The following is a 17562-nucleotide window of genomic DNA, read 5'->3' on the forward strand; positions in this document are numbered from 1 at the left end:
ACGGTGCGGGTTCACCCCTCGGACTCGCGCCGCTCGCGCCGCTCCCGGCGGGCCTCGACCAGCAGCGGCAGCATCGACAGGACCACGACCACGGCGACCAGCAGCAGCAGATAGTCGTCCACCTGGGGGACGGACGCGCCCAGGGTGTATCCGGCCAGGACGAGGGCCTGTGACCACAGCACCCCGCCCACGCACTGCCAGAGCGTGAAGGTCCGCGTGGGCACCTCCAGCGCCCCCGCCACCGGGTGCAGGACCGACCGGAGCAGCGGCACGAACCGGCCGATCACCAGCGCCTTGCCGTACCCGTACCGGCACAGCAGGCCCTCGGCCCGCCCTGCCGCCCCCTTCAGTCGGCGGCTGGACGAGCGCGCCAGCAGGGCCCGCCCGCCGTGCCGCCCGATGAGATAGCCCACCTGGCCACCGGCCACCGCCCCGACGGCCGCGCACACCAGCACCTGCCACAGTGCCAGCCGCGGCGGCTGCCCGGCGCTCCCGGCGCACAGCACACCGGCCGGGAACAGCAGCGTGTCCCCGGGCAGGAAGAAGCCGACGACCAGCAGGCCCGACTCCGCGAAGATCACCGCCAGCACCCCGAGCGCGCCGAAGGCGGCCAGCACCGAGGCGCTGTCCAGCGGATTGACGGCGATCACCGGCCGAGCCTCCTGGCGTCATCGCAGGGTCACTCGCTCACCAGCATCGCGTGCCCGCCGCCGAACCGCCTGCCCCGGGGGCCGCCCTCCGTGCGCTCCTACGGTTCGTGCCGACAGCCCGGCGCCGGGGGTGCGGACTCGACCTGCTCGGACACCGTGTCCACCTCCTCGTCCGTCCGTACCGTGTCGAGGACGTGGTCGCCGTACAGGTCCTGGAGCCAGTTGACCTGGTAGACGGTGTCCAGATAGCGCTCGCCGAGGTCCGGCGCGATGGCCACCGCGGTCAGACCGCGGGGGTCGTGCTGTGCCAGCCAGTCCGCCGCGCCGCTGACCACGGTCCCGGTGGAGCCGCCGAACAGGAAGCCGCGCCTGGCCAGGCGGTGGCACATCCGGATGGTGTCCGCCTCCTCGACCCGGATCACCTCGTCCACGAAGGACTCGTCGAGCAGCGGCGGGCGCATGCTCATGCCCAGGCCCGGGATCATCCGGCGGCCGGGCTCGCCGCCGAAGGCCACCGAGCCCACGCTGTCCACGGCGACGATCCGCACGGGCCGCTGCCACTCACGGAAGTAGCGGGCGCAGCCCATCAGCGTGCCGGTGGTACCCGCGCCGATGAACAGGACGTCCAGCCGCGGGAACTGGGCGGCGATCTCCGGGGCCGTGGTGCGGTAGTGCGCCCGCCAGTTGCCCGCGTTGGTGTACTGGCTGAGCCAGACGTACCGGTCGTCGGACGCACACAGCTGGCGGACGTACTCGATCCGCGTGCCGAGGAACCCACCGTTGGAGTCCTGGTCGGCGATGACGTGCACCTCGCTGCCCAGTGCCTCCATCAGCAGTCTGGTCGACAGGTTGCAACGGGAGTCCGTCACACACAGAAACCGGTAACCCTTGCTCGCGGCGATCATGCTGAGCGCGACGCCGAGGTTGCCCGACGAGGACTCGACGAGCACGGAATCCCGCCTCAGGATTCCGTCACCCTCGGCGCTCTCCACCATCTCGTTCGCCGCCTTCAGCTTGATGGAGCCGGCGAAGTTGAAGCCCTCGCACTTCAGGAAGAGGGGTTGTCCGCAGATCGACTCGAGGTCCACGAAGAGATGGCCCTCGTTGAAGGCGTAAGGAGCGGAAATGACAGGCACGGCGGGCCTCCTGGTGCCAGGCCGAGGGAACGGCCTCAGCCGTAGCGGCGCAGGTCGTGGAAGAAGTCTTCGATGAGGCGGAGATTGCCCGCCCGGGATACTTCGTCGTAGACGTACTTGCCGACGGCGAGGTCGAGGACACCGAGTCCGAAGGGTGAGAAGATCACCGGCCGGTCGGTCGGCGGCGCGGCCCGTCCCAGCATCACGTCGTAGAGCGTGCCGTTCAGGAAGTCCCGGTCGCCGGTGCGCTGTTCGGCCAGGTGGGGTGAGGTGTCGGCCTTCAGGCAGTGCTCGACGTCGTCGACGAAGTTGGCCGAGCCGAGCAGGATCTCGGGGGAGAGGTCCCGCAGGGACACGTGCAGGACCAGGGGGTTGTGGCCGAACCACGCCGCGTCGGTGACATGCGGCTTGCCCGCCACGGTCGCGAAGACCACGAGTTCGCTGGAGCGGACGAGGTCCTCGGCGCTGTCGTGGACGGTGATCCGGCCGCCCGCGCCGGACTGGCGCAGATAGCCGCTGAAGCCCTCGGCGCTGTCCGCGGACAGGTCGTGCACGCCGACGTCCTCGAACGTCCAGCCGGTGCCGGCCAGGAAGGTGTGGATGTACCGGGCGATCAGCCCGGTGCCGAAGAACCCGACCCGCGTGGGGCGGGAGGCCCGGCTGCGGCTGAGCCAGTCGGCCGCCAGCGCGGCGGACGCCGCGGTCCTGGTGGCGCTGATGATGGAGCTCTCCAGGCAGGCGAACGGATAGCCCGTCACGGGGTCGTTGAGGATGAGGACCGCGGAGGCCCTCGGCAGGCCGGCGCTCACGTTCTCCGGGAAGCTGGAGATCCACTTCACGCCGTCCACGTGGACCGACCCGCCGACGGAGGCCGGCAGCGCGATGATCCGCGCCGAGGGACGGTCGGGGAAGCGCAGGAAGTACGACGGCGGATTCACCGAGTCCCCGGCACCGTGCAGCCGGTAGGTGGCCTCGACCAGCTCCACCAGCTCCTTCTCGTGCCCGCTCAGGGCCCGCTGCACCTGCTCGCCGGAGATCACGGAGAACGTCGGCACCGGATCACGGCCGGGCGCGGCCGCCCGGCCGGCGGTCGACAGCAGATCGGTCATCGCTCGCTCGCCTCCGGGGTCGGGCAGCCGTCGGGCAGCCGGCGGGGCTCGGCCATGCCGACCAGCACCTGCCGCTCTCCGGTGAACGCCTCTCTGCTGTGCGCGGTACGGATGTTGTCCACGAGCAGCAGATCACCGGCCTGCCAGGGCTCGCGCCGGGTGTGCGCCTCATAGGTCGTGTTGAGCAGCTCGACCACCTCCTCGCCGATCGGGCTGCCGTCGCCGTGGCGGGTGTTGAAGGGCAGCCCGTCCTCGCCGTACTCCTCCACCAGGTACTCGCGCACCTCCGGGGCCAGCGTCCACTCGTTGAGGAAGGCGATCTGGTTGAACCAGCAGCGCCTGCCCGTCACCGGGTGCCGCACGACGGCGCTGCGGCGCTGCTCGGTGTGCAGCGAACCGTCCGACCGCCAGGTGAAGTCGATGGCGTTGGCCCGGCAGTAGCGCTCGATCTCGGCGCGGTCGCCGGTGCCGAACGACTCCTCCAGGGACGCCCCGATCTCGTCGTTGTAGGTGCGGGTCAGCAGCCAGCCCTCACGCTCGAACCGCTCGGTCAGCGAGGCGGGCAGCGCCTGCAGCACCTGTTCGGCGTCGGCCACCGCGGTCGCCCCGCCGTCGCCGGGGGCGGTCAGACACGCGAAGAGCATCAGACCGGGCACCTCCAGCGTGTAACTCAGCTCGTGGTGCATGCACATCGGCTGGTTCGCCGGCCACGTCGTGGAGGCGTACACCCCCCGGCCGTACGCCTCGCGCGGGGCGAACGGCTCCCGCTCGGTCATGAGTTCACCGGCGAGCGCCGTGAGGACGGCACCGACCTGGTCCGCGTCCCGCAGCCCGAGACCGCGCACCATCAGCGCCCCGTGCTCCGTGACCTGCGCACGCAGCGCCTCGCGGTACTCGGCTGCCCAGCCCGGGACGTCGCCCGGGGGACCGACGCGCAACAGCGCCGGTCTGTCGGGCCGCAGCTCCACCTCTAGCGGTGCTGCAAGGGATGAGAACGGCATCTCCGTATCCTTTCGGTTGCCCGTCTGGAGGTTCATCGGGGCTCAGGACGTGGCCATGGGGACGGCGGCGCGCAGCACGGCCTGCGCCGCCTCGGTGGGCCGGGTGCGCGGGAAGTAGTGGCCGCCGTCGGCGAGTTCGTGCAGATCGACGTGGTCCGCCAGGAGCAGCCAGTCCCGGTGGTGCCGGTCGTGGCCGGCCGTGTGCGGGTCGTCGGCCGCGACGACGACGGTGACCGGCACGGACAGCCTCGCCCGCGGCGGCGTCTCCAGGGCCGCGCAGAAGTAGCGGTGCGCGGAGACGCAGTCGTGGCGGTACGCGGCGCCGATGTGCTCGGCGTGCGGCCCGTTCAGCTCCGCGAGTTCGGTGTAGCCGCTGTCCGAGGTCAGCCGTGCCGCGATCTCGGTGTCGCCGCGGCCCGTCAGCTCGGTGACGGCCGCGCGCCGCTCCTCGGCGGTGCCGAGCAGCTGCGCGCCGAGGAACACCCGTGTCACCCGCACGCCCCGCTTCTGCAGCAGCCTGGCCGTCTCGACGGCGGGCGCGGCGCCCGAGGAGTGGCCCCACAGCATCACCCGGGTCAGTCCGCGCGCGGTGATCTCGGCGGCGACCTGCTCGGCCACCTGCGCGATCGAGGCGAACGGCTCGTGCTGCGCGGCCAGGTCGTGACCGGGCAGGTCCACCGCGAGGACCGCCAGGCCGCTGCCCGCCAGCGCGCTCGCCATCGGCTGGTAGTTGACCGCGTTGCCGCCCGCGTACGGGAAGCACACCAGCGTTCCCTCCGGCGTGCCGTCGGTCTCCGCCAGCGGCTGCAACAGCTCGCCGTGCTGCCGGGTCGCCCCGTCGAGGAGACCGGCCAGGTCGGCGAGCACCGGGTGCCGGGTGATGTCCTTCAGGGACACCGCGCGGTCGAGCGCGATGGTGAGCCTGACCGCGGTCAGCGAGGTGCCGCCGGAGTCGAAGAAGTGGTCGGTGCGGCGGATCCGGTGCTCGGGGACGCCCAGCAGCCCGGCCCAGACCGAGGCCAGCCTCCGCTCGGCCGGGCTGAGCGGCGTGTCCTCGGCGGGCACGTCCTCCTCGGCGGCGGGCGCCGTCTGTTCGGCCAGCCTGGTCAGCGCCTTTCGGTCGATCTTGCCGTTGGCGGTCAGCGGGAGCCCCTCCTGCCAGTGGAAGGCCGAGGGCACCATGTAGGCGGGCAGTACCGTGCCGAGTTCCTCGCGCAGCGCCTCCGCCCGCAGGCGGCCGCCGGTGTAGAAGGCGATCAGGTGCTTGTTCCCGCCGGCCCGCTCGGTGACGACCACCGCGCCGTCGCGCACCCCGTCCACCCGCAGCAGCGAGTTCTCGATCTCGCCGATCTCGATGCGGAAGCCGCGGATCTTGACCTGGTTGTCCCGGCGGCCGAGGAACTCCAGCTTGCCGTCCGGGTGCCAGCGTCCCCAGTCCCCGCCGAGGTAGAGCCGCTCACCGGGCCGGTACGGGTCCGTGCGGTAGGCCTCGCGGGTGCGCTCGGGGTCGTTGACGTAGCCGCGGCCCACACAGACACCGGAGAACGCGATCAGCCCGGGGGCGCCCAGCGGCACCAGTGACAGATGCTCGTCCACGACGAGGACGCGCACGTTGTTGACCGCACGCCCGAGCAGGATCCGGTCGGGCACCCCGTCCAGGACCTCGTGGTTGGTGTCGTCCGAAGTCTCCGTCAGCCCATAGGCGTTGAGCAGCCTGATCCCCGGCTGGATGGCGAACCAGCGCTGCGCCAGCTCCCGTTTGAGCGCCTCCCCGGTCACCGACACGCACCGCAGGTCCGGCAGTGCGCGGGGGTGCCGCTCCAGGTACGAGACCACGACCTCCAGATAGGAGGGCACGACCTGGGCCACGGCGACCCGGCCGTGCACCAGCGTGTCGCAGAAGCGCTCCACGTCCACGATCACGTCCTGCTCGACCAGCAGGGTGCGCCCGCCGACCAGCAGCGCGGACACCAGCTGCCACAGGGAGATGTCGAAGCACTGCGGGGCCGTCTGCGCCACCACGGAGCCCTCGCCGATCCCCAGGTCGTCGATCTTGGCGTGGAGGTGGTTGAGCATGCCCGCGTGCTCGCACATCGCGCCCTTGGGCTCGCCGGTGGAGCCGGACGTGAAGTAGATGTAGGCCAGTTGGTCCGCGTCGACCCGCACGCCGAGGTCGCCGTCGTCGTGGGCTTCCGCGTACGCCGTGTCGACCAGCAGTTTCTCGGCGCCCGGTACGGAGGCGAGGGCCTGGTCGAGGGTGTCGGTGCTGCCCGTCTCGGTCAGGACGAGGCGGCAGCCCGCCCGGGACAGCGTCGCCGCGATACGGCCCGCCGGGAAGTGCGGCTCGACCGGCAGGTAGGCGCCGCCCGCCTTGAACACCGCCAGCGTCGCCGCCAGCCAGTCGAGATTGCGCTCGGTGACGACGGCGACCACGCCCTCGCGGCCCAGTCCCCGCTCCAGCAGCGCCCGCGCCAGCCGGTTCGCGCGCCGGTTGAGTTCCTCGTACGTCCACTCCCGGGTGCCGTGCACGGCCGCCACGGCCCGCGGGTGCGTCCGTACCCGCTGCTCGAACAGCTCGTGGGCGCGTGCGTCCGGCAGCGGCCGGTGGGGCCCGGCCAGTGCCTCCAGCTGCTCGTGCACCTCGTCGGCCGACAGCAGACTCTGCCGGGTGTGGTCCGCGTCCGCGTCGGCCGCCAGCAGCCGGAGGGCCGTCAGGTGGTAACCGCCGACCCGGGCCGCGGCCGCGGCGTCCAGTACGTCCGTGCGGTGGCGCAGGCGCAGCGTCAGCCGTCCGCCGCGGTCGGACCAGCGCACATGCAGGACGCCGTCGTCGGCGTGGTCCTCGTCGGCCCCGATGGGCCCGAACACGACCTCGTACGGCGGCTCCGTCACGCCCAGTTCGCGCCGCAGCTTCTCCACCGGGAACTCCCGGTGCGCCAGCACCTCCGCCTCGGCGCGCTCGGCGGCCGCCACCAGGTCCTGCCACGAGCCGCGGGGGACCGCCAGCCGGCACGGCAGCGGCTCGCCGCGCACCCCGGTGGTGTAGCCGGTCACCACCTCCGGCTCGCCGGACAGCGCGGCCAGCACCTTCGCGTGCGCGGCCAGCAGCAGCGCGCTGACCGGCACGTCCCGGTGGCGGACCAGGTCACGCACCGCCTCCGCCACGTCCTTTGGCACCTGCACCTCGTGCTCGGCCGCTCCCGGAACCGGTTCCGGCACCCACCGGGGCACCGTGGTGGCACCGCCGGCGGTCAGCACACGGCTCCAGAACTCCCGGTCCGCTTCCACGCGCGTTCCCATCGATCGGCCTTTCTCAGCTCACGTTCGTCGCAGTGGCGCCGGCTTGTGACGGGGCCCGGCGGACGGCGCCGGACGGGCCGTCGGCCTCCGGCATGTCCACCGCGGGATTGCCGCCCCACCGTGCGTTCGGGGGGACTTCCTCGCCCTTCATGAGGAAGGAGTCGGGGGCCAGCACGGAGCCGTCGCCCATGGTCACGCCGTAGTGCACATGGGCGGCGACGCCCAGCGTGCAGCCGGCGCCGAGCGTGGTGCCGTCGGACTTGAAGGTGCCGTCCTCCTGCGAGTGGCACTGGATCTTGCTGCCGACGTTGAGGGTGCAGTCGTCGCCGATGGTGGTCAGCGTCCGCTCGGTCAGGTAGCAGCCGTCGTCGAACACCCGGCGGCCGATGCGCACGCCCATCAGCCGCCAGACCAGGCTCTTGAAGGGGGTGCCGTTGAAGATGTTGAGGAACTGGTCGGGCACCTTCCACAGCCGCTCGTGCCACCAGAAGTACGGCTCGTAGATGGAGCACAACTGGGGGCGCAGCGCGCGGAACCTCCCGATGCAGCGCTCCACCAGGATGAAGTACGCGGCGGAGAACGCGAGCGTGAACGCCAGGTACCCGCCGATCACCAGGTGCCCGACCACGCCGTACAGGTCCACCGAGGCGAGACCGAACAGGGTGAGCGCGAAGGTGTGCAGCCACCGCGCGAGCAGCATGGCGACCATCGAGCGGAGGTTGAAGCGGTTCTTCGCGGCGAGCTGGCGCCGGAACGCGTCGCCGGACCTGAAGTGGTCGAACCGCGCGTCGCGTTCCACCGTGCGCGGGATCTCGAAGCACGGCGAACCGAGCAGCCCCACGCCCTCGCGGACCTCGCCGTCGAGGGGGATCATCACCTTCGTCGCGAGCAGGCAGTTCTCGCCGGTCCTGCCGCCCGCCGGATAGGCGATGTTGTTGCCGAGGAAGTTGTGCGGGCCGATCGACACCCGGGCGAGGCGGAAGGACGTGCTGGAGAAGTCGGCGTTGACGATGGAGAGTCCGTCGGCCACCATCGTGCCGCTGCCGACGGAGACCAGCAGAGGCGTCTCGTGCTGCACCTCGGTGCCGAAGTTCGAGCCGGTCTGCTCGACCCGTGACAGGTCGTACCCCAGCCCCCGCAGGTAGTGCACGATGTAGGAGCTGTCGCCGAAGAGCCAGGCGAAGAACTTGACGTTCGTCAGGCGGGCCGTCGTCCGCTGCAGCGCGTAGTGGAACCCGTAGAGCGGATAGACCTTGTCGGGCTTGACGACCAGTCCGAGCAGCCGCGGCACCGTGTACAGGGTCACGATGCCGAGGACGACGAACCCGAAGAACAGCACGACGGACAGCACCAGCGCGTCGGAGAGCAGCTCCGAGCGCGTCAACGGGGCCGTCTGCGGGTCGAGTCGCTTGCCGATCGCCGGTACCTCGGTGAACAGCATGTAGATGCCGCCGACGGCCAGCGGGATGTAGACGAGGAACATCTGGAGCAGCGTGCCGAGGCCGAACCAGGTCCGGCGGGCGGTGCCGCACCTGGCCGGCGCGATCCTGACGTAGTCGGTCTCCGTGGGCTCCGCGGGAGAGCCGTGCCAGCGCCGGCCGTCGGGGACCGTCTGGCCCCGGTGCAGCGCCGAGGAGTGGCCGAGCTGCGCGCCGTCGCCCATAGCGGTGTCGATGTCCACGACCGTCTTCTCGCCGATGAACACGTCCCGGCCGAGCGTGATGCCGCCGGTCTGGATGCGGCCGGCGTAGGCCCGGTAGCCGAGGAAGAACGAGTCCTTGCGGATCACCGTGCCGGAGCCGATGGTCAGCAGGTCGGTGCAGACCGGGACGGAGTGGGAGAGGATCGTCACCCCCTTGCCGATCCGTGCGCCGAGGGCCCGCAGGTACATCACGTACAGCGGGGTTCCGACCAGGAAGATCATCGGATTGGCGTGGAGCAGCACCTTGACGAGCCAGAAGCGCAGGTACGCCAGGCCCCACACGGGAAACTCCGTCGATTTCCAGCGGCCGACGAGCGTCCATTTCACGATGACCGGGAACGCGCACAGGGCGATGAACCCGATGCCCCCGAAGAGCAGCGACCGCAGATAGATGTCGGCGAGCCCGGAACCGCCGGCGATCCATTCGTAACCCGTGGCGGTGGCGAACCCCGAGACGACGGAATATCCGAGGAAGACCAGCAACTGGACCGTGCCGCAGAGAATGTGGTTCAGCCGGCTCGCGCGTGTCGCCGGCGTGGGCGGCGCCGGGGGCGCCACCGGCGCGGTCGCCGGCGCATCCACCGGCGCGGGCGCCTCCGTGAGCGCGGCCGCCAGGCTCCGGATCGTGGGATACCGGTAGATGTCCCGCATGGAGGGGGAGGGCAGGTCCGCCCGCTTGCGCACCCGTGCGCAGAACTGGGCCATGACCAGGGAGTTGGCGCCGAGATCGGCGAAGAAGTGACTGTCGACCGGGACGTGCTCGGTGTTCACGAGCTCGGCCAGGGCGACCGCGAGCTGTCGCTCGGTGTCCGCGGGGGTCGGGCCGGCGCCGTTCAAGGTGACGGCACGTGCGTCCGGCCCGTTTATATCGATCTCGGAGGACTGCTCCACCATTCGATCTCCTGAAAAACGTTCTGGATCGCGCATGCTCATTCCTGATCACCAACTGCGAGTTCAGTTTGGACAGCTCAACGGCAGGTGTGCCACTTCGAAGCGATCGCACATGCTCGCGAGATATCCCCGATGAGACCGTCTCCCGTGGTCCCGCACGGTTTGAGCGCCCTACGGTTCACCCGAATGGCGGTTCACTCATGCGGCTTGCGCGCGCCGGGAACAACGAGCGAATGCGAGGCGGCGACACGCCTCGCGGGCGCCGGACCCGGCCCCCGGTCCCCGGGCACGCCGAGCCGGCCGTGGTGGCGGCGGGCGCCGCCACCACGGCCGGTGGCCGAGGCGGAGCCGGGGAGTCGTACGGGGGCGGGGCGGCGGTCAGTAGCGCAGGGCCGTGCCCACGGCCGCCTTCACCTCGCCGGTCAGCTTGCGGTTGCTCTGGGCCGTGCCCTCGCCCGTGGCGCCGGCGGCCACGTCCTTGACCGTCACCACGGTGACGTCCAGCAGATTGCCGCTCTTGTCCGTGAAGTTGACCTGGACGGCGAACGACTTGGCGGAGCCCGCGGTGTTCTTGGCGGTCACCTTGACCGCGGCGCGGCCGTCGGCGCCGACGGCCGCGGAGCCGAGGGTCACCTCGTCCTTCGCGTTCACCCCGCCCTTGGCCTCGTCGAGCTTGCGCTTGGCCTCCGCCGAGGCCGAGGCCAGCGCGTCGGTCCCCCGGGAGGCGAGGGACGAGGCGGCGGAGGCGGCCGCCGAGGCCGCCTTGCTCGCGTTGCCGGACGTGTTCCCGGAACCGCCGGAACACCCGGCCGTCGCGATCGCGACCGCGGCCAGCAACGCCGCCGCCGCACCCCGTCTCCAATGGTCTGTCATGACGCGACTCCCGTGACCTAGGAACGACCTGTTCCCTCCAGTGAAGAGTGCACGGCCGTGCCCCGCACACCGGGTGCGGCGCCCGGGCCCCACCGGCACCCGAACGGCCCGCGGCACACACCGGGTGGGGCACTCGGGTCATGTCGGCCACCGGCACATCGAGCGGATGCCCGGGCCACGTCGGCCACCGGCACATCGGGCACATGCCCGGGCTACGCCGGCACCCGGCGGATCGGGTGGACGCCCGGGCCACGTCGGCACCCCGGACGGCGGCTGCCGGAAGCGCGCCCGGCCCGGAACCCCGGACGCCCGCCGGGCCCGGACCTGCGGGGCCCGTCCCGGACGTGCGGGGCCCGCGAGCGGGTGCTCCAATGACGAGAGGCGCGCCGAGGAGTTCGACGCACCGCAGGCGAATCCGGGCCGAAACGCGGGAGGAACCCTGCTCTGCAAGGGAGCGGCGTGCGCACGCTGCCTCGGCAGCCTCCGGGGCGGTCCCGTCTTTCCGTCGCTGTTCCTCGGGCCCGCGGCGGGCTCCCCGGCATGGCGGCGGGCATGGCGCCGCCGCGCTGCGGCTCCCGGTCAGCAGCGTGCCGCTGGTCGTCCTGGTGCTCGGCAGCGCCGCGATGGTCCCCGTGGTGATCCTCGCGGCCGTGAGCGGCTTCGTGACGGCCGGCCCGCCGCCACCTGGGACGACGGCCCCGAGCACCGGCCGGTGCGGACGAGGAGGGGTTCCCGATGACTTCGCGGCAGCAACCCATGGATCCCGGGACGCCCATGTCCGAAGCGGCCTTCCGCGATCTGTACCGCCGGCTCCGGGACCAGGCCGCGGCCGGCGGGGAGCCGCGCGGCGCGCCGGCCCGGCTCACGCCCGAGCGGGTGGTGGCGGCCGCCGCCGAGGTCCGCTCAGGGCGCACGGTGTCACTGGCCGCGCCCGTCGAGACCCGGCCCGGCCCGGACAGCCCGGAGCCCGCGTCCCACCGGATGACGGCACCGACGGCCCGGGAGGACACGGAGCACGGACTCGTGTTCGCCCGCGACCGGTTCGCCATGAACGTGCACGGCGACGTCGACAGCCACCTCGACGCCCTGTGCCACGTGATCTTCGACGGCGAGCTGTACGGCGGGGTCCCGGCGAGCACCGTGACACCGCAGGGTGCCGAGTCCCTGAGCCTCGATCTCGTGCGGGACGGCATCGTCGGCCGCGGTGTGCTGCTGGACATCCCGCGTCTGCGCGGCGTGCCCTGGCTCGACCCCGGCGACCAGGTGACCGCGGAGGAGCTGGCCGCGGCCGAGACCGCACAGCGGACCACGGTCGGACCCGGCGATCTGCTGTTCGTGCGCCTGGGGCACCGTCTGCGCCGCCGGACGCTCGGCGCCTGGGACGTCGCGCGGGCCCGGGCGGGACTCCACCCCACCGCGATGGACTTCCCGGCCGAGCGCCAGGTGTCCGTCCTGGGCTCGGACGGCAACAGCGACACGGCGCCGAGCGCGGTGCCGGGGATCGGGTTCCCGGTGCATGTGCTGGCCGTCAACGCCATGGGGCTGTACCTGCTGGACTACCTGGACTTCGAGGAACTGGTACCGGTGTGCGAACAGCGGGGACGCTGGCACTTCCTGTGCGTGGTCGCGCCGCTGCGGCTGCCGGCCGCCACCGGCTCGCCGGTGAACCCCGTCGCCGTTCTCTGACCCGGGCCGGCGCCGCCCGTTCCAGGTGCCGCACCGCCGTATGGCGCGTACGTTCGAAGAGGCGAAGCCCGCACCGGTCGGACCGCACGACAAGGACGGTGGTTGCCGTGGACGCCCTGCCCCCTTACGACGTCATCGTGATCGGCACCGGTGCCGGCGGCGGCACCATCGCCCACCGCCTCGCCCCCTCCGGCAAACGGGTGCTCATCCTCGAACGCGGTGGCTACCTGCGGCGCGAGCGCGACAACTGGGACTCCACGGCCGTGTTCGTCAAGGCCAAGTACCGGGCCCCGGAGTTCTGGCTCGACAGACACGGCAACGAGTTCCCGCCCGAGGTGAACTACTACGTCGGCGGCAACACCAAGTTCTACGGCGCGGCCCTGTTCCGGCTGCGCCCCGAGGACTTCGGTGAACTCCGCCACCACGACGGCGTCTCGCCCGCCTGGCCGCTCGCCTACGAGGACCTGGAGCCGTACTACACCGAGGCGGAGCACCTCTACCTGGTGCACGGCCGGCACGGCGAGGATCCGTGGGAAGGGCCGAGCAGCGCGCAGTACGCCTACCCGCCGGTCGAACACGAGCCGCGCATCGAGCAGTTGAGCCACGACCTGGAGAAGCAGGGGCTGCACCCCTTCCACCTGCCGATCGGGGTCAACCTCACCCAGGACGAGTACGGCGGCGCCACGCACACCAGCGCCTGCATCCGCTGCGACCGGGTGGACGGCTTCCCCTGCCTGGTCCGCGCCAAGTCCGACGCGCAGGTCATCTGCGTGGAGCCGGCGCTGGAACACCCCAACGTGGACATGGTCACCCACGCCCGCGTGACGAGACTGGAGACCGACCCGACCGGACGCAGCGTCACCACCGTCGTCGCCCGGCTCCCCGGTGACGAGGAGGCCCGCTTCTCGGCGGACGTCGTGGTCGTGGCCTGCGGGGCCGTCAACTCCGCCGCGCTGCTGCTCGCTTCGGCCGACGACAAACACCCCCGGGGCCTCGCCAACAGCTCGGACGTGGTCGGCCGGAACTACATGCGCCACAACAACCTCGCCCTGATGGCCATCTCGAAGGAGCCCAACGACACCCAGTTCCAGAAGACGCTCGCCCTGCACGACTGGTACCTGGGCGCGGACGACTTCGAGTACCCTCTCGGCGGGATCCAGATGCTCGGCAAGTCCGACTCCGAGCAGATCCACGGCCAGGCACCGCGCTGGGCCGGATCGGTGGCACCGGACATGCCCTTTGAGGTCCTGGCCCACCACGCCGTCGACTTCTGGCTGTGCGGCGAGGACCTCCCGAGGCCGGACAACCGGGTGACCCTGGAGGCCGACGGCCGCATCCGGCTGACGCTCGACGAATCGAACAACATCGCGGGCCTGGAGCGCCTGCGGCACAAGCTCCAGCGCATGCTCGGCCATCTCGGCATGCACGAGCACCGCCTGCTCTCCCGCAGCATCTACCTGCACAAGGGCATGCCCATCGGGGCCACCGCACACCAGGCGGGCACCGTGCGCTTCGGCACCGACCCGGCCTCCTCGGCGCTGGACCTCGACTGCAAGGCCCACGACCTGGACAACCTCTACGTGGTGGACACGAGCTTCTTCCCGAGCATCGGCGCGGTCAACCCGTCCCTGACGGCCATCGCCAACGCCCTCCGCGTGGGCGACCACCTGCTGCGGCGGCTGGGCTGACGCCCGCCGCCCCGCCCCGGAGTCCGACCGGGCGAAGTTCCTCAGCCGGGCAGCGCAACCGCGTCCGCCGCGGCATGCGGGTACGGCCACCCGGTGATTGCCTGGTGCCTGACCCTCCGGGCCAGGTGCCCGGCCGTCCGGGCACGCAGTGGAGGAGCAGCACATCGTGAGTTCCACCGAGGGCACACCCCAGGCCGTGATTCCCCCCTCCCACCTGCTGAAGGGCCAGAAGGCGATCGTCACCGGCGCCAACTCCGGGATCGGCAGGGCGACCGCCGTGGCCCTCGGCCGCGCCGGTGCCGACGTCGTGGTGAACTACGTGGCCGGCCGCGACGAGGCCGAGAAGGTGGTGCGGGAGATCACCGGCTTCGGCGTGCGGGCCGAGGCCTACGAAGCCGACGTGTCCGACGAGGACCAGGTCGTCGCCATGATGAACCGGATGGTCCAGGAGTTCGGGACGATCGACATCCTGGTCGCCAACGCGGGACTGCAGCGGGACGCCGCGCTCGCGGAGATGACCCTCGCCCAGTGGCAGAAGGTCCTGGACGTCAACCTCACCGGGCAGTTCCTCTGTGCTCGCGAGGCGGCCAAGGAGTTCCTGCGCCGCGGGGTCGTCCCCGAGGTGTCGTCGGCCGCAGGGAAGATCATCTGCATGAGCTCGGTGCACCAGATCATCCCGTGGACCGGCCATGTGAACTACGCGGCGTCCAAGGGCGGCGTGCAGATGATGATGGCGACCCTGGCGCAGGAACTCGCCCCGAAGGGGATCCGTGTGAACGCGGTCGCCCCCGGGGCCATCAGGACGCCCATCAACCGCGACGCCTGGGAGACGCCGGAGGCCGAGGAGGACCTGATGCGGCTGATCCCGTACAAGCGGATCGGCGACCCCGAGGACATCGCCAACGCCGTCGTCGCCCTCGCCTCCGACCTGATGGACTACGTCGTGGGCACCACCCTCTTCGTGGACGGCGGGATGACGCTCTTCCCCGGCTTCGCCACCGGCGGCTGACACACCCCACCCGCGTCGGCCCGAGAGGCACACATGCACACGGTCCTGCTGCTGGCGGCCGACGTCCCGCCGCAGACGCTGCCGGCCAGGTCGATGATGGCCTTCACCCTGGCCTCCCACATCATCCTGGTCCCCCTCGGCGTCGCGCTGCCGCTGATCACGCTCGTCATGCACGGCTACGGCCTGCGCCGCGGCGACCCCACCGCCCTGCTGCTGGCGCGCCGCTGGTCGGCGGTGATGGCGGTCCAGTTCGCGATCGGGGTCGTCACCGGCACCGTGCTGTCGTTCGAGTTCGGACTGCTGTGGCCGGGCATGATGGGCCGGTGGGGCGATGTCTTCGGCATCGGGTTCGGCGTCGAGGCGTGGGCGTTCTTCCTGGAGGCCGTCCTCATCGCCATCTACCTCTACGGCTGGCGCAGACTGCCCTCTCGGACGCACTTCCTGCTCGGACTGCCGCTGCCCTTCGCCGCGTTGCTCGGCGCCTTCGGCATCCTGGCCGCCAACTCGTGGATGAACACCCCCCGGGGCTTCACCCTCGACTCCGCCGGCAACCCCGTCGACGTGAGCGTCCGGAAGGCCGTCTTCACGCCCATGTTCGGCCCGCAGTACTGGCACTTCGTCGTGGCGATGTTCGTGACGGCGGGCTTCGTGGTGGCCGGCGTGTACGCCGTCGGCCTGCTGCGCGGCCGCCGGAACCACTACCACCGGCTCGGCTTCACCATCCCCTTCACGCTGGCCGCGGTGCTCACCCCGGTGCAGTTCGTGCTCGGCGACTCCATCGCCCGGCAGGTCTTCCACAAGCAGCCGGTGAAGTTCGCCGCCATGGAGATCGTCTGGAAGACCGACACCCACGAGCCCGAGTACATCTACGGCCGGCTGCATCCGGACGGCACCATCTCCGGCGGCATCCGGATCCCGCAACTCGACTCCATCCTGGCCGGGTTCCGCCCGGACACCCAGGTCACCGGGCTCACCTCCGTGCCCGCGGCCGACCGGCCGACACCCGCCGAGGCCACCATCGCCCACTGGACCTTCGACACCATGGTCGGCATCGGCTCGGCACTGGTGCTGCTCGCGCTCTGGTACGCGGCGATGTGGCTGCTGCGCCGCAGGGCGCCCGAATCCCGCTGGTTCCTCCGGTGCGCGGCCGTCGCCGGAGTCGCCTCCGTCGTCGCCGTCGAGTGCGGCTGGATCACCACCGAAGTGGGCCGCCAGCCCTGGATCGTGTACCAGAACATGCGAGTCGCCGAAGCGGTGACCGCCACCCGCTCCGGCAGCCTGTGGACCATGTTCGGCCTGATCGTCCTCGTCTACGTCTTCGTCTTCGGGTCGTTCCTGGCGGTGCTGCTGAAGATGCGCACCCGCTGGCGGCTCGCCGACCGGACCGGCGGGCCGCGGGAAGCGCGGGAGACACCGGAGACGGACACCCCCTACGGGCCCCGCTCCACGGGGAGCCGGCTGTGATCGCCGGGGTCATCGCCGTCGTCCTGCTGCTCGCGGTCGCCGCCTACGCCTGCGGCGGCGGTACCGACTACGGAGCCGGCTTCTGGGACCTGATCGCGGGCGGTGCGGAGCGCGGCAGACGCGCACGCTGGCTGATCGACCACGCGATGGCTCCCGTGTGGGAGGTCAACAACGTCTGGCTGATCTTCGTACTGGTCATCATGTGGACGGGCTTCCCCGTCCTCTTCCAGCAGGTGTTCACCACCATGTGGCTGCCGCTGGCCCTGGCCGCCGTCGGCACCGTGCTCCGCGGGGCCGGCTTCGCACTGCGCAAGCCCCTGACGAAGCTGGCCGGCCGCCGCCTGTACGGTGCGGTGTTCGCCGTCTCCTCGCTGCTGACACCGTTCTTCCTCGGTGCCGCGGCCGGGGGAGTGGCCTCGGGCCGGGTGACCGCCACGACCCAGGCGTCGACGGACGTCTGGGCCAACCCCACGTCCCTGCTGTTCGGCCTCCTCGCCATCGCGACCACCGCGATGCTCGGCGCGGTCTTCCTCGCCGCGGACGCCCGGCGCTTCGACGCGCCCGACCTGGACGCCTACTTCCGGCGGCGCGCATGGGCCGCCCTGGCCGCCGTGGCCGTTCTCGCCGTGATCACACTGGGCGTCACCCACGGGGACGCCCTCTACGTGTGGCACGGGCTCACGCACGGCGTGGGCCTCGTCTTCGTCGTCCTCGCGGCGCTGAGCACGCTCGCCACCGCCTGGCTGCTGTGGCGCCCCTCGGGAGCCTGGTCCAGGGTCACGGCGGTCGGCGTGGTCGCGTCGTCGATCCTCGCCTGGGGCATGGCCCAGCGCCCCTACCTCATCCCGACCTCCCTGACCGTCGCCGCCGGGGCGGGCGCGCACAGCACACTGCGCTGGCTGGGCCTGGTCACCCTGGTCGCCGTCGTCTTCATCGTCCCCGCCGTCGCCGCGCTCTACTGGCTGGACACCCACGGCGAGCTGGAGGGCCTCACCGACGCCGATCTGCGGCGCGGCGACATCGGTGACGAGGCCTGACCGCCCGGCGGGTCCC

At 71.7% G+C, this 17562-nt stretch carries 12 protein-coding genes; 5 read left to right on the plus strand and 7 right to left on the minus strand.

The window, feature by feature from the left end:
* Positions 1–11: 11 nt before the first annotated feature.
* The 7 genes from ACZ7FF_RS16850 to ACZ7FF_RS16880 form a co-directional block, all read right to left on the minus strand.
* Positions 12–650: a DedA family protein gene (locus ACZ7FF_RS16850; RefSeq protein WP_470812953.1), complete on the minus strand. Its 639-nt coding sequence runs from the start codon at positions 648–650 to the stop codon at positions 12–14.
* Positions 651–748: 98 nt separating this feature from the next.
* Positions 749–1786 (minus strand): 2,3-diaminopropionate biosynthesis protein SbnA, encoded by a 1038-nt coding sequence (sbnA, locus tag ACZ7FF_RS16855; RefSeq protein WP_470812954.1) that lies wholly within the window; start codon positions 1784–1786, stop codon positions 749–751.
* 35 nt (positions 1787–1821) lie between these two features.
* Entirely contained in the window at positions 1822–2895 is a 1074-nt protein-coding gene (gene sbnB, locus ACZ7FF_RS16860; RefSeq protein WP_470812955.1) for a 2,3-diaminopropionate biosynthesis protein SbnB, read from the minus strand.
* Positions 2892–3896 carry a TauD/TfdA family dioxygenase gene (locus ACZ7FF_RS16865; RefSeq protein WP_470812956.1) on the minus strand — a complete coding sequence of 335 codons (1005 nt, stop codon included), beginning with the start codon at positions 3894–3896 and terminating at the stop codon, positions 2892–2894. Before ACZ7FF_RS16865 ends, sbnB begins: the two co-directional genes overlap by 4 nt.
* A gap of 42 nt (positions 3897–3938) precedes the next feature.
* Positions 3939–7196: a non-ribosomal peptide synthetase gene (locus tag ACZ7FF_RS16870; RefSeq protein WP_470812957.1), complete on the minus strand. Its 3258-nt coding sequence runs from the start codon at positions 7194–7196 to the stop codon at positions 3939–3941.
* 13 nt (positions 7197–7209) lie between these two features.
* A complete protein-coding gene (locus ACZ7FF_RS16875; protein WP_470812958.1) occupies positions 7210–9792 on the minus strand; it encodes a Pls/PosA family non-ribosomal peptide synthetase in 2583 nt (860 codons plus the stop codon).
* A gap of 375 nt (positions 9793–10167) precedes the next feature.
* The gene (locus ACZ7FF_RS16880) at positions 10168–10662 is read right to left on the minus strand and encodes a hypothetical protein (RefSeq protein WP_470812959.1); all 495 of its coding nucleotides are present in this window, start codon (positions 10660–10662) and stop codon (positions 10168–10170) included.
* A gap of 774 nt (positions 10663–11436) precedes the next feature.
* Between ACZ7FF_RS16880 and ACZ7FF_RS16885 the strand changes: the two genes are divergently transcribed.
* From ACZ7FF_RS16885 to ACZ7FF_RS16905, 5 genes are all read left to right on the plus strand, one after another.
* A complete protein-coding gene (locus ACZ7FF_RS16885) occupies positions 11437–12348 on the plus strand; it encodes a cyclase family protein (RefSeq protein WP_470812960.1) in 912 nt (303 codons plus the stop codon).
* A gap of 98 nt (positions 12349–12446) precedes the next feature.
* On the plus strand, positions 12447–14036 hold the full coding sequence (locus tag ACZ7FF_RS16890) for a GMC oxidoreductase (RefSeq protein WP_470812961.1): 1590 nt from the start codon (positions 12447–12449) through the stop codon (positions 14034–14036).
* A 214-nt stretch (positions 14037–14250) separates the two neighbouring features.
* Entirely contained in the window at positions 14251–15045 is a 795-nt protein-coding gene (locus ACZ7FF_RS16895; protein ID WP_470813093.1) for an SDR family oxidoreductase, read from the plus strand.
* A gap of 33 nt (positions 15046–15078) precedes the next feature.
* The gene (locus tag ACZ7FF_RS16900) at positions 15079–16509 is read left to right on the plus strand and encodes a cytochrome ubiquinol oxidase subunit I (protein ID WP_470812962.1); all 1431 of its coding nucleotides are present in this window, start codon (positions 15079–15081) and stop codon (positions 16507–16509) included.
* A complete protein-coding gene (locus ACZ7FF_RS16905; RefSeq protein WP_470812963.1) occupies positions 16506–17546 on the plus strand; it encodes a cytochrome d ubiquinol oxidase subunit II in 1041 nt (346 codons plus the stop codon). Before ACZ7FF_RS16900 ends, ACZ7FF_RS16905 begins: the two co-directional genes overlap by 4 nt.
* Positions 17547–17562 lie beyond the last annotated feature (16 nt).

The organism is Streptomyces sp. NPDC037126 (genome assembly GCF_055605965.1).

Excerpts from the sequence above, each read along its gene's own strand:
- ACZ7FF_RS16880 (WP_470812959.1), bottom strand. The coding sequence starts at position 10,662 with ATGACAGACCATTGGAGACGGGGTGCGGCGGCGGCGTTGCTGGCCGCG.
- ACZ7FF_RS16885 (WP_470812960.1), top strand. The coding sequence starts at position 11,437 with ATGTCCGAAGCGGCCTTCCGCGATCTGTACCGCCGGCTCCGGGACCAG.
- ACZ7FF_RS16865 (WP_470812956.1), bottom strand. The coding sequence starts at position 3,896 with ATGCCGTTCTCATCCCTTGCAGCACCGCTAGAGGTGGAGCTGCGGCCC.
- ACZ7FF_RS16870 (WP_470812957.1), bottom strand. The coding sequence starts at position 7,196 with ATGGGAACGCGCGTGGAAGCGGACCGGGAGTTCTGGAGCCGTGTGCTG.
- ACZ7FF_RS16875 (WP_470812958.1), bottom strand. The coding sequence starts at position 9,792 with ATGGTGGAGCAGTCCTCCGAGATCGATATAAACGGGCCGGACGCACGT.
- ACZ7FF_RS16900 (WP_470812962.1), top strand. The coding sequence starts at position 15,079 with ATGCACACGGTCCTGCTGCTGGCGGCCGACGTCCCGCCGCAGACGCTG.
- sbnB (WP_470812955.1), bottom strand. The coding sequence starts at position 2,895 with ATGACCGATCTGCTGTCGACCGCCGGCCGGGCGGCCGCGCCCGGCCGT.